The sequence below is a fragment of the Arthrobacter sp. 10N44_2 genome (genome assembly GCF_056394385.1).
This window is the reverse complement of the sequence record NZ_JBFTHT010000002.1, coordinates 203382-215952: the sequence shown is the minus strand read 5'-3', so window position 1 is coordinate 215952 and position 12571 is coordinate 203382. Positions and strand designations below refer to the sequence as shown.

Annotated in this window: 6 protein-coding genes; 4 read left to right on the top strand and 2 right to left on the bottom strand. The window is 64.3% G+C overall.

Features of this window, described 5'->3' with window-relative positions; genetic code table 11:
- Positions 1–33 precede the first annotated feature (33 nt).
- Together rplL and AC1DBX_RS03960 are read left to right on the top strand one after the other, a co-directional pair.
- On the top strand, positions 34–405 hold the full coding sequence (gene rplL, locus AC1DBX_RS03965) for a 50S ribosomal protein L7/L12 (RefSeq protein ID WP_028276543.1): 372 nt from the start codon (positions 34–36) through the stop codon (positions 403–405).
- A 241-nt stretch (positions 406–646) separates the two neighbouring features.
- The gene (locus AC1DBX_RS03960) at positions 647–2500 is read left to right on the top strand and encodes a bifunctional metallophosphatase/5'-nucleotidase (RefSeq protein WP_476931117.1); all 1854 of its coding nucleotides are present in this window, start codon (positions 647–649) and stop codon (positions 2498–2500) included.
- 95 nt (positions 2501–2595) lie between these two features.
- Here AC1DBX_RS03960 and AC1DBX_RS03955 read toward each other — a convergent pair whose 3' ends face one another.
- Together AC1DBX_RS03955 and AC1DBX_RS03950 are read right to left on the bottom strand one after the other, a co-directional pair.
- The gene (locus tag AC1DBX_RS03955) at positions 2596–3081 is read right to left on the bottom strand and encodes an aminoacyl-tRNA deacylase (protein WP_223913811.1); all 486 of its coding nucleotides are present in this window, start codon (positions 3079–3081) and stop codon (positions 2596–2598) included.
- A 90-nt stretch (positions 3082–3171) separates the two neighbouring features.
- Positions 3172–4371: an acetyl-CoA C-acetyltransferase gene (locus AC1DBX_RS03950; RefSeq protein ID WP_476872994.1), complete on the bottom strand. Its 1200-nt coding sequence runs from the start codon at positions 4369–4371 to the stop codon at positions 3172–3174.
- Positions 4372–4768: 397 nt separating this feature from the next.
- Here AC1DBX_RS03950 and rpoB point away from each other — a divergent pair, with 397 nt between their 5' ends.
- Positions 4769–8284, top strand: coding sequence for a DNA-directed RNA polymerase subunit beta (gene rpoB / locus AC1DBX_RS03945; RefSeq protein ID WP_028275121.1), 3516 nt, complete (start codon positions 4769–4771; stop codon positions 8282–8284).
- Between the two features lie 105 nt (positions 8285–8389).
- Positions 8390–12289, top strand: a complete 3900-nt coding sequence (locus tag AC1DBX_RS03940; protein ID WP_476931116.1) for a DNA-directed RNA polymerase subunit beta' — start codon at positions 8390–8392, stop codon at positions 12287–12289.
- The last annotated feature ends 282 nt before the right edge of the window (positions 12290–12571 follow it).

Here is a 12571-nt window from a genome sequence, read left to right as displayed (position 1 = left end):
CGCAGCGCACCACTATAGGAAGGACGCCACACCATGGCGAAGCTCACCAACGAAGAGCTCATTGAAGCTTTCAAGGAACTGACCATCATCGAGCTCTCCGAGTTCGTCAAGCTCTTCGAAGAGACCTTCGAAGTTACTGCTGCTGCCGTTGCCGTTGCCGGCCCCGCCGCTGCTGCAGAAGAAGCTGAAGAGAAGACTGACTTCGACGTCATCCTCGAAGCTGCTGGCGACAAGAAGATCGCAGTGATCAAGGAAGTTCGCGCCATCACCTCCCTGGGCCTCAAGGAAGCCAAGGACCTGGTTGACAGCGCACCCAAGGCTGTTCTCGAAGGCGCCACCAAGGAAGCTGCCGAGAAGGCAAAGGCTCAGCTCGAAGAAGCTGGCGCCCGCGTTACCCTCAAGTAACACCCGCCGTTCGGATCCATCGCGGTCCGCACTGCTCAAAGGAAACCCCGTCCACTCAGTGGGCGGGGTTTCCTGCGTTCCCGGACCGGAATCCACGCTAGCTGGAGCGCTCCCGTCGCCCGGGATGAACGACGTCCAAGGATTTGGCAAAGTTTTTTAGATACCCCTGTCGCAGTTTTAAAGCCGCCCCTAGACTGTGGATTTGTGCCCACCGGCCCCTACGTTCAGGAGTTCACCCACCATGCCGAACCCACACGATGCACCCTCCCGCCGCGCGATGCTCACAGCCGCCCTCGTCGGCGGCAGCGCTGCCGCAGCCGCCCTGGCGGGAGCCCCCGCAGCCCAAGCCGCTGGCGAACGGGCGGCCACGGGCGGGCCGGACGGCAAGGAGCACTTCACGCTGACAGTGCTCGGCACCACAGATCTGCACAACAACGTCTTCAACTGGGACTACTTCAAGAACGTGCCCTATGCCGACGCCGTCGGGAACAAGATCGGGATTGCCCAGGCTGCCACCCTGATCAACGCAATGCGGGCCGAGCGCGGAGCGGCGAACACCTTGACCATCGACGCCGGGGACACCATCCAGGGCACGCCCCTGGCCTACTACTTCGCCAAAATCCAGCCCATCTCCGCCACCGTGAAACACCCCATGGCGCTGGCCATGAACGCGATCGGCTATGACGCCGCGGGGCTGGGAAACCACGAGTTCAACTACGGCATTCCACTGCTGCGCACCTGGGAGAAGCAGCTGGACTTTCCGCTCCTGGGCGCCAACGTGCACGACGCCGTCTCGGGCCAGCGCGCCTTCACGCCGTACGTCCTGAAGCGGGTCAAGACGGACAACGGCTGGGTGACGGTGGGCCTGGTCGGGTTCGTGACGCCCGGCTGCGCCCTCTGGGACCGCGACAACGTCCAAGGCAGGCTCGATTTCAACGGCATCGTCGAAGAGGCCAAAGCTGTCATTCCGCAGGTGAAGGCCGCCGGCGCGGACATCGTCATTGTCACGAGCCATTCCGGGGCGACTCCGGGGTCTTCCTACGGCGACGCCCTGCCGTTCCCGGAGAACGCCTCCACCCAGCTGGCGGAGGAAGTGCCCGGCATTGACGCCATCCTGGTCGGGCACGCCCACCTGGAGATCCCCGAGCGTTTCGTCACCAACAAGGCCACCGGCAAGCAGGTGCTCCTGACCGAGCCGCTCAAGTGGGGCATGCGGGTATCTGTCATGGACCTCGAGCTCGCCAAGGTGCAGGGGCGGTGGGCCGTCACGTCGGCGCATTCGCACTTGCTGGACGCCAAGACTGTGAACCCGGATCCCGCCGTCGTCCGGGCCGTGCAGGCCGGGCATGAGGCCACGGTGAACTACGTCAATGAGGTCATCGGAACCTCCACGGCACCGCTCAGCACGGCCACCGCCTGCTGGGAGGACTCCGCAGCGATCGACGCCATCAACTACGTCCAGGCAAGCACCGTCAAGGCTGAGCTGGCCAACGGTCCCGCGGCCGGGCTGCCCGTGCTGTCCATTGCCGCGGCCTTCTCCCGCGCCGTTGATGTCAAGGCCGGGGCGCTCACCATCCGCGACGTCGCAGGGCTGTACATCTTCGACAACACGCTGCTCTCCGTCAAGGTCACTGGCGCGCAGGTCAAGGCATACCTGGAGTGGTCCGCCCAGTACTTCAAACCGGTGACCGCTACCACAGCCTGGGCCCAGGACGTCACCAATGCCGTGACCGCCACGGCACCGAACGGCACGCCGGACTACAACTACGACGTTGTCTACGGCCTGGACGCGCCGCTGAACTACGAGATCGACCTCGCCCGGCCGGCAGGGGACCGGATCGTCAAGCTGACCTACGGTGGCGAGCCGCTGCGGCTCGAGCAGGAATTCGCGCTGGCCATCAACAACTACCGGCAGAGCGGGGGCGGCAACTTCCCGGCCGTGAAGAGCGCGCCCGTGCTGTCCAACAGCCAGCAGGAGATCCGGCAGCGCATCATCGACTACGTCGTGGACCGCGGGACCTTGGACGTCGCCGTGTTCAGCCAGGCCAACTGGCGCCTCACCGTCAACGGGGCACCCCTCACGGTTACGGCCTGACGCCCGGTCAAACAGCAACGCGGGGTCACTTCCGGCCCATCCCGGCGGTCGGGATGGGCTCCAAGTGACCCCGCGTTGTTGTTAACCCGGGCGCGCTAGTTGGGTTCAGTGATGTCGGCGACGACGGCGCCCAGCGCCGCCGTCAGGGCATCCGCGTCCACGAACGCGCTGTAGCCATGTTCCCCGGCGCCCATGGAGATCCGCCGGCCCGTGATGGTCTGGTCGGCGTAGACGGGCCAGGGGCGGATGCTGCCGAGCGGCGTGATGGTCCCGCGCTCGTACCCGGTGGCCTCGAAAGCCGTATCCGCCGCCGGCAGCGAGAGCTTGTTGACGCCCAGCAGCGCCCGCAGCTTGGGCCAGGAAATCTGCCGGTCTCCGGGGACCAGCGCGAACAGGAAACTGCCGTCCTTGTGCTTGACCACGAGCGACTTCACGATATCCGCGGGCCGGATCCCGAGGATACCGGCCGCCTCCTCAAGGCTGCGGGCGGCGAGGCGTTCGACGATCTCCACGTCCAGCCCCCGCGCCGCGGCGTCGGCGAGGAACCGTTCGCGGCCGCTGGTTGTTTTCTGCTCTGGCATCGCGTCAAACCTTCCTGACTCCTGGCGGCTGTTTCCGGTCCGCCCGGCCGCCCTGTGGTCCGGGCCCGCCCGGCCCGCCGGTTACCGGTCTTAGTCGCGGTACAGCAGCAGCGCTTCGCCCTGGCCGCCGCCGCCGCACAGGGACACGGCCGCCTTGCCGGTACCCCGGCGCTTGAGTTCGTGGGCCGCGTGCAGGGCCAGCCGGGCCCCGGAGGCCCCGATCGGGTGGCCCAGGGCGATGGCACCGCCATGGATGTTGCACTGCTCCAGCGGATAGTTGAGGTCCTTCAGGGACTGCACCGCGACGGAACCGAAAGCCTCGTTGATTTCGATGAAGTCGAGGTCCGCGGCGGACCAGCCGGCTTTGTCCAGGGCGTTCTTGATGGCGTTCGACGGCTGGGAATGCAGCGAGTTGTCCGGACCGGCGACCTGGCCCGGCTTGCCGACCACCGCGAGATACTCGAGGCCGTTGTCCTCGGCGAACTTCCGGCTGCTCAGCACCAGGGCGGCAGCGCCGTCGGACAGGGGAGAGGAGTTGCCGGCGGTGATGGTTCCGTCAGTGACGAACGCCGCGCGCAGGCCGGACAGCGACTCGACGGTCGTGTCGGGCCGGATGCCCTCGTCGGAGGTGACGGCGATCGGATCGCCCTTGCGCTGCTTGACGCTCATCGGGGCGATCTCGCCGTCGAAGACGCCGTCCTTCGCGGCCCGGGCGGCACGCTGGTGCGACTGGGCCGCCACCTCGTCCTGGGAGGCCCGGTCAATGCCGAGGGTCAGGTTCTTGCTCTCGGTCGACAGTCCCATGGACTGCCCGTCGAAGGCGTCGGTCAGGCCGTCGTGCGCGGCCACGTCCAGGGCCTGGACCGTGCCGTACGCCCAGCCCTGCCGGGAACCGGGCAGCACGTGAGGTGCGCGGGTCATGGACTCCTGGCCGCCGGCGACCACCACCGTGGCGTCCCCGCTGCGGATCATCCGGGCGGCGTCGATCACGGCGGTGAGGCCCGAGAGGCAGACCTTGTTGATGGTCACCGTCGGCACGTTCCAGCCGATGCCGGCGCCGATGGCGCTCTGGCGGGCAGGGTTCTGGCCCGCGCCGGCCTGCAGGACCTGGCCGATGATCACGCTGTCCACCTGGTCGGCCTTGACGCCGCTGGCGGCCAGGGCCGCGCGGATGGCGTGGGTGCCGAGCTCGACGGCGGTGAAGCTGGCCAGCTGCCCGTTCAGGCGCCCCTGGGGGGTGCGGGCTGCGGCGAGAATGACAACATCGTTGTTGTCTGCAGGATTGCTCATGGTGTTTTCTTCCGATCTTCTTTCGACTTATGTCTACGTTATCGTGAGCCCCGTCACCTATCCATTCGGCAGGGCGGACACGGTCGCCGCCAGGAGTCAGTGGAAATTCCGCCAAACTTCGTGCTTGCAATCCCGCCGGAAGTGGGGTAGACAAGTAGGTTGCTTTGCCGTATCGTAGATATTTGCGTCTTCCCTGTTTACCTTCAGCCTTCATATAGCGGTGGGCTTAGCCTGACAGCTGTTCCATCAATGTGCCGTCTACCACGTGCACCAGCTATGGACAGCGCGGGTCCCGGGTCATATAGCGGAACCGGACTGGTAGCGCTGCGGAGTCATTCTGCAGAGTGCATAACGGGGGAGATCTGACAACGCCTGAAGGTCTGTGGAAGGATCCCTCTTGGTCGCCTCGAGCACCTCTAATGTAAACAACGCTACCGCTATCAATGCCGACAGCACCGACGGTGCAACCCGCCGGCTCTCATTCGCAAAGATTCACGAACCCCTTGATGTTCCGAATCTGCTCGCCCTGCAAACCGACAGCTTTGACTGGCTGGTCGGGAACGAACGCTGGCAGGCGCGCGTTGCGAAGGCCGTCGAAGAAGGCGACCTCAGCGTCGCCACCTCCTCGGGTCTGTCCGACATCTTCGAAGAGATCTCCCCGATCGAAGACTTCCAGGGCACCATGTCCCTGAGCTTCTCCGAGCCGGAGTTCGCTGACCCCAAATACACCATGGCTGAGTGCAAGGACCGGGACGCAACGTACTCGGCTCCGTTGTACGTCAAGGCCGAGTTCATGAACAACAACACGGGCGAAATCAAGCAGCAGACCGTGTTCATGGGTGACTTCCCGCTGATGACCGAGAAGGGCACCTTCGTCGTCAACGGCACCGAGCGTGTCGTCGTCTCCCAGCTGGTCCGCTCGCCGGGCGCCTACTTTGAGCGCACCGCCGACAAGACCAGCGACAAGGACATCTTCACCGCGAAGATCATCCCCTCCCGCGGCGCCTGGTTCGAGCTCGAAATCGACAAGCGCGACCAGGTCGGCGTCCGTCTTGACCGCAAGCGCAAGCAGTCCGTCACCGTGCTGCTGAAGGCCCTCGGCTGGACCGAAGGCCAGATCCTCGAGGAATTCGGCCAGTACGACTCCATGCGCGCCACGCTGGAGAAGGACGCCACCGAGACCCGCGAAGACGCGTTGCTGGACATCTACCGGAAGCTGCGACCGGGCGAGCCGCCCACGGTTGAGGCTGCCCAGTCCCTGCTGGACAACCTGTACTTCAACTCCAAGCGCTACGATCTGGCCAAGGTCGGCCGTTACAAGATCAACCGCAAGCTTGGCATCGACCGCTCCCTTGGCGACAAGGAAGCTTCGGTCCTGCACGTTGAAGACATCGTGGCCATGATCAAGTTCCTGGTTGCGCTGCACGCCGGCGAGAAGACCCTCATGGGCAAGCGCGACGGCCAGGACCACGAGCTCCGCGTCGAGATCGATGACATCGACCACTTCGGCAACCGCCGCATCCGCGCCGTCGGCGAGCTCATCGAGAACCAGGTCCGCACCGGCCTGTCCCGCATGGAGCGCGTTGTCCGCGAACGCATGACGACCCAGGACGTCGAGGCCATCACGCCGCAGACCCTGATCAACATCCGTCCCGTCGTGGCAGCCATCAAGGAGTTCTTCGGAACTTCCCAGCTGTCCCAGTTCATGGACCAGAACAACCCGCTCTCGGGTCTGACCCACAAGCGCCGCCTGTCCGCGCTTGGCCCGGGTGGTCTGTCCCGTGACCGTGCCGGCATGGAAGTTCGTGACGTGCACCCGTCCCACTACGGACGTATGTGCCCCATCGAAACTCCTGAAGGCCCGAACATTGGTCTGATCGGTTCGCTGGCTTCCTACGGACGCATCAACCCGTTCGGTTTCATCGAAACCCCGTACCGCCTTGTCGCCGAGGGTGTCGTCTCCGATGAGGTCAAGTACCTCACGGCCGACGACGAAGCCGAGGTCCTGATCGCACAGGCCAACGCACCGCTCGACGAGAACAAGCGTTTCGCGGAAGAGACCGTCCTGGTCCGTGCCCGCGGTGGTGGAGGCGAGCCTGTGCTGGTTCCCGCCGCCGACGTCGAGTTCATGGACGTTTCCCCGCGCCAGATGGTGTCCGTGGCTACCGCCCTGATCCCGTTCCTCGAGCATGACGATGCCAACCGTGCACTCATGGGTGCCAACATGCAGCGCCAGGCCGTGCCGCTGGTCCGTTCCGAGGCACCGTTCGTCGGTACCGGCATGGAGCGCGCCGCAGCCGTCGACGCCGGTGACGTTGTCATCGCCAAGAAGGCCGGTGTGGTTACCGAGGTCTCCGCTGAGCTGGTCATCATGCTCAACGACGACGGTACGGAAACCAACTACCGCATCAACAAGTTCGCCCGTTCCAACCAGGGCAACTGCTACAACCACCGTGTCCTGGTAAGCGAAGGCCAGCGCCTGGAGGTCGGCGGCATCATCGCTGACGGCCCGGCAACGGACCAGGGCGAGCTCGCCCTCGGTAAGAACCTGCTCGTGGCATTCATGTCCTGGGAAGGCCACAACTTCGAGGATGCCATCATCCTCTCCCAACGCATCGTGGCCGAGGACGTCCTGTCCTCGATCCACATCGAGGAGCACGAGATCGATGCCCGCGACACCAAGCTTGGTGCCGAGGAAATCACCCGTGACATCCCGAACGTGTCTGAGGAAGTCCTGGCAGGCCTGGACGAGCGCGGCATCATCCACATCGGTGCCGAGGTTGAGGCCGGCGACATCCTGGTCGGTAAGGTCACCCCCAAGGGCGAGACCGAGCTGACCCCGGAAGAGCGCCTGCTGCGCGCCATCTTCGGTGAGAAGTCCCGCGAAGTGCGCGACACCTCCCTGAAGGTGCCGCACGGCGAGTCCGGCACCGTGATCGGTGTCCGCGTCTTCGACCGCGACAACGACGACGAGCTGCCCCCGGGCGTCAACCAGCTGGTGCGCGTCTACGTCGCTGCCAAGCGCAAGATCACCGACGGCGACAAGCTCGCCGGCCGCCACGGCAACAAGGGTGTTATCTCCAAGATCCTTCCGATCGAGGACATGCCCTTCCTTGCCGACGGCACCCCCGTTGATATCGTCCTGAACCCGCTGGGTGTTCCGGGCCGCATGAACGTCGGCCAGGTGCTGGAAACGCACCTCGGCTGGGTTGCCAAGACCGGCTGGAAGATCGAGGGCGAGCCCGAGTGGGTCAAGCAGCTGCCGAACCTGCCGCGCGAGAGTGGCCAGACCACTGTGGCGACGCCGGTCTTCGACGGTGCGCGTGAAGAGGAAATCACGGGCCTGCTCGATTCCACCAACGTCACCCGCGACGGCGACCGCCTGATCAACTCTTCCGGCAAGACCCGTCTGTTCGACGGCCGCTCCGGCGAGCCGTTCCCGGATCCGATCTCGGTCGGCTACATGTACATCTTGAAGCTCCACCACCTGGTGGACGACAAGATCCACGCCCGCTCCACCGGCCCGTACTCCATGATCACGCAGCAGCCGCTGGGTGGTAAGGCACAGTTCGGTGGCCAGCGCTTCGGTGAAATGGAAGTGTGGGCGCTCGAAGCTTACGGCGCCGCGTACACGCTCCAGGAACTGCTGACGATCAAGTCGGATGATATCCACGGTCGTGTGAAGGTCTACGAAGCCATCGTCAAGGGCGAGAACATCCCCGAGCCGGGCGTTCCTGAGTCCTTCAAGGTCTTGATCAAGGAAATGCAGTCGCTGTGCCTGAACGTGGAAGTGCTTTCCACGGACGGAACCACAATTGAAATGCGTGACTCTGATGACGCAGTCTTCACGGCTGCGGAAGAACTGGGCATCGATCTGTCTCGTGCAGAGCCCAGTTCCGTAGAAGAGGTTTAGCAGGGGGTTTACGACGGCGGGTTCGCACTCGCCGTCGTAAGCCACCTCCCTCTTCCCGTAACCCAAGACTTCAGAATTTAGAGAACAAGAGAGAACAGGGACCATATGTCCAGCGAATCCTCCTTCGGCCTCATGCAGATCGGCCTCGCCACCGCGGAAGACATCCGTGGCTGGTCGTACGGCGAGGTTAAGAAGCCGGAAACCATCAACTACCGCACGCTCAAGCCCGAGAAGGACGGCCTCTTCTGCGAGAAGATCTTCGGCCCGTCCCGCGACTGGGAATGCTACTGCGGTAAGTACAAGCGCGTGCGCTTCAAGGGCATCATCTGCGAGCGGTGTGGCGTTGAGGTCACCCGTGCGAAGGTCCGCCGTGAGCGCATGGGCCACATCGAACTCGCCGCCCCGGTCACGCACATCTGGTACTTCAAGGGTGTTCCCTCCCGCCTGGGCTACCTCCTTGACCTGGCACCGAAGGACCTCGAAAAGGTCATCTACTTCGCCGCCTACATGATCACGAGCGTCGACGCCGACAGCCGCCACGAAGAACTGCCCAACCTCCAGGTTGAGCACGACATCGAGAAGAAGCAGCTGATCGACAACCGCGACTCGGACATCGCCACGATCGCCCGCGACCTTGAGAACGAGCTTGCCCGTCTCGAAGGCGAAGGCGCGAAGGCTGCCGACAAGAAGAAGGCCCGCGACTCCGCTGACCGCCAGATGGCGAACGTACGCAAGCGTGCCGACGCCGAAATCGAGCGCCTCGAGCAGGTCTGGGACCGCTTCAAGAACCTCAAGGTCGCCGACCTCGAAGGTGACGAAGGCCTGTACCGCGAACTGCGCGACCGCTACGGCATGTACTTCGAAGGCTCCATGGGTGCCGAGGCCATCAAGAAGCGTCTTGAGAACTTCGACATGCAGGCCGAGTCGGACATGCTGCGCGACATCATCGCCAACGGCAAGGGCCAGCGCAAGACCCGTGCCCTGAAGCGGCTCAAGGTGGTCAACGCGTTCCTGACGACCAACAACAGCCCGCTCGGCATGGTGCTGGACGCCGTCCCGGTGATCCCGCCGGAACTGCGCCCGATGGTCCAGCTGGACGGTGGCCGCTTCGCGACCTCCGACCTCAACGACCTCTACCGCCGCGTGATCAACCGCAACAACCGCCTCAAGCGCCTGCTTGACCTCGGTGCTCCGGAGATCATCGTCAACAACGAGAAGCGCATGCTTCAGGAAGCTGTTGACAGCCTCTTCGACAACGGCCGCCGCGGCCGTCCGGTCACCGGACCGGGCAACCGTCCGCTGAAGTCCCTGAGCGACATGCTCAAGGGCAAGCAGGGCCGTTTCCGCCAGAACCTCCTCGGCAAGCGCGTCGACTACTCCGGCCGTTCGGTCATCGTCGTCGGCCCGCAGCTGAAGCTGCACCAGTGTGGTCTGCCCAAGCAGATGGCCCTGGAGCTCTTCAAGCCGTTCGTGATGAAGCGCCTGGTGGACCTCAACCACGCCCAGAACATCAAGTCGGCCAAGCGCATGGTGGAGCGTTACCGTCCGCAGGTCTGGGACGTCCTCGAAGAGATCATCACCGAGCACCCCGTGCTGCTGAACCGTGCACCTACCCTGCACCGTCTCGGCATCCAGGCGTTCGAGCCGCAGCTTGTTGAAGGCAAGGCAATCCAGCTGCACCCGCTGGTTTGTGGCGCTTTCAACGCCGACTTCGACGGCGACCAGATGGCAGTCCACCTGCCGCTGAGCCCCGAGGCCCAGGCCGAGGCCCGCATCCTGATGCTCTCCTCGAACAACATCCTGAAGCCGTCTGACGGCCGCCCGGTGACCCTGCCGTCGCAGGATATGATCATCGGTCTCTACCACCTGACCACCAAGCGTGTCGGTTCAGCTGGCGAAGGCCGGATCTTCTCCTCGGTCGCGGAAGCCATCATGGCCTACGACCTTCACGAGCTGCACCTGAACTCCAAGGTCAAGATCCGGCTCGAGGGCTTCGTGCCTTACGCCGGCTGGGAAGTCCCGGAGGGCTGGGAGCCCGGTCAGATGGCACTGGTCGAGACCTCCCTCGGCCAGGTCATCTTCAACCAGACGCTGCCCGCGGATTACCCGTGGGTTGAGGATGTTGCCGACAAGGGCGAGCTGTCCCGGATCGTCAACGACCTCGCCGAGCGCTACCCGAAGGTGATCACGGCGGCAACGCTGGACAACCTGAAGGATGCCGGTTTCTACTGGGCCACCCGCTCCGGCGTGACCGTTGCCATCTCCGACATCGAGGTGCCCACGGACAAGCCGCGGATCCTCGCCGGTTACGAGACCATGGCCGCCAAGATCCAGGGCCAGTACGACAAGGGACTGATCGACGACGACGAGCGTCGCCAGGAACTGATCGAGATCTGGAACAAGGCAACGAACGAGATCGCCCAGGCGATGCGTGACAGCCTGTCTCCGATGAACACGATCAACCGCATGGTGTCCTCGGGCGCACGTGGTAACTGGATGCAGGTCCGTCAGATCGCGGGTATCCGTGGCCTGGTGGCCAACCCTAAGGGTGAAATCATCCCGCGTCCGATCAAGTCCTCCTACCGCGAGGGCCTCTCGGTGCTGGAATACTTCATCGCCACGCACGGTGCCCGTAAGGGTCTGGCTGACACCGCCCTGCGTACCGCCAACTCGGGTTACCTGACCCGTCGTCTGGTGGACGTGTCGCAGGACGTCATTGTCCGCGAAGAGGACTGCGGTACCGAGCGCGGCCTGATGACCGCCATCGCGGTGGCCGACGCCAACGGCGTCCTCGTCCTGGACGAGAACGTCGAGAACAGCGCCTACGCCCGCACCCTGGCCGTCGACGTCGTCGACTCCAAGGGCAAGGTCCTGGCAGCTGCCGGCACCGACTGCGGCGACGTCGTCATTGCCGAACTGTTCGCAGCCGGCATCACCGAGGTCAAGGTCCGCTCCGTACTCACCTGTGAGTCCAGCGTCGGCACCTGCGCCCTGTGCTACGGCCGTTCGCTGGCCACTGGCAAGACCGTCGACATCGGTGAGGCCGTGGGCATCATTGCCGCGCAGTCCATCGGTGAGCCGGGTACCCAGCTGACCATGCGTACGTTCCACACCGGTGGTGCTGTTTCCGCCAGCGGTGGCGACGACATCACCCAGGGTCTGCCCCGTATCCAGGAGCTCTTCGAAGCCCGTACTCCGAAGGGTGTCGCACCGATTGCTGAAGCAGCCGGCCGCATCACCATCGAAGAGTCCGAGCGCCAGATGCGCCTGGTCATCACCCCGGATGACGGATCTGAAGAGATCGCCTACCCGGTGCTGCGCCGTTCACGTCTTCTCATCGAAGACGGCGATCACGTCAGCGTTGGCCAGAAGCTCATCAACGGCCCGGTCGACCCCAAGCAGGTGCTGCGCATCATGGGTCCCCGTGCCGCGCAGAAGTTCCTGGTGGACGAAGTCCAGGGCGTGTACCGCAGCCAGGGCATCGGTATCCACGACAAGCACGTCGAGGTTATCGTCCGCCAGATGCTGCGCCGCGTCACGGTCATCGAGTCCGGCGAATCGGATCTGCTGCCCGGCGAGCTCGCCGAACGCAGCCGTTTCGAAGAGGCCAACCGCCGCGTTGTGTCCGAGGGCAAGACGCCGGCATCCGGGCGTCCCGAGCTCATGGGCATCACCAAGGCGTCCCTGGCGACCGAGTCCTGGCTGTCCGCAGCTTCCTTCCAGGAGACCACCCGCGTCCTGACGCAGGCGGCCATGGAAGGCAAGAGCGATCCGCTGCTCGGCCTCAAGGAAAACGTCATCATCGGTAAGCTCATCCCGGCCGGCACGGGTCTCCCGCGCTACACCGAGGTCACCGTGGAACCCACTGAAGAAGCAAAGGCCAACCTGTTCACCGGCCCCAGCGCATTCAGTGACTTCTCCTACGACTCGCTGGGCGGCGACGGAGCTCCCGAGTTCCACGCCATCCCGCTGGATGACTACGATCTCGGCAGCGACTTCCGCTGAGCTGAGTGACTGACAGGCCCCGTTCCCACCTCGGTGGGGGCGGGGCCTTTCCAGTGGTAAAACCCCGCCGATTAAGGGCTGGGACCCGTCCGTGTTAGACTTGAGACTAATTGTTATTGTGGCAGTGGATGAGTGCGCCGGTTTGAGCCAGACAGCTTGCAGCTGAAAGGTTCAACCAGGACGACGTTTCCGGTTTGCAGGGTTCTTGTGCAACGTATGCCACATTTTCGCATGCCTAGGGGCAGTTCGGGTCGAAAGTCCTTGGACCCCGGCGTGCGGTCC

What these genes read in the sequence shown, in the direction of transcription:
- AC1DBX_RS03960 (WP_476931117.1), top strand. Translation starts at nt 647, where the DNA reads ATGCCGAACCCACACGATGCACCCTCCCGCCGCGCGATGCTCACAGCC.
- rplL (WP_028276543.1), top strand. Translation starts at nt 34, where the DNA reads ATGGCGAAGCTCACCAACGAAGAGCTCATTGAAGCTTTCAAGGAACTG.
- AC1DBX_RS03940 (WP_476931116.1), top strand. Translation starts at nt 8,390, where the DNA reads ATGTCCAGCGAATCCTCCTTCGGCCTCATGCAGATCGGCCTCGCCACC.
- AC1DBX_RS03950 (WP_476872994.1), bottom strand. Translation starts at nt 4,371, where the DNA reads ATGAGCAATCCTGCAGACAACAACGATGTTGTCATTCTCGCCGCAGCC.
- AC1DBX_RS03955 (WP_223913811.1), bottom strand. Translation starts at nt 3,081, where the DNA reads ATGCCAGAGCAGAAAACAACCAGCGGCCGCGAACGGTTCCTCGCCGAC.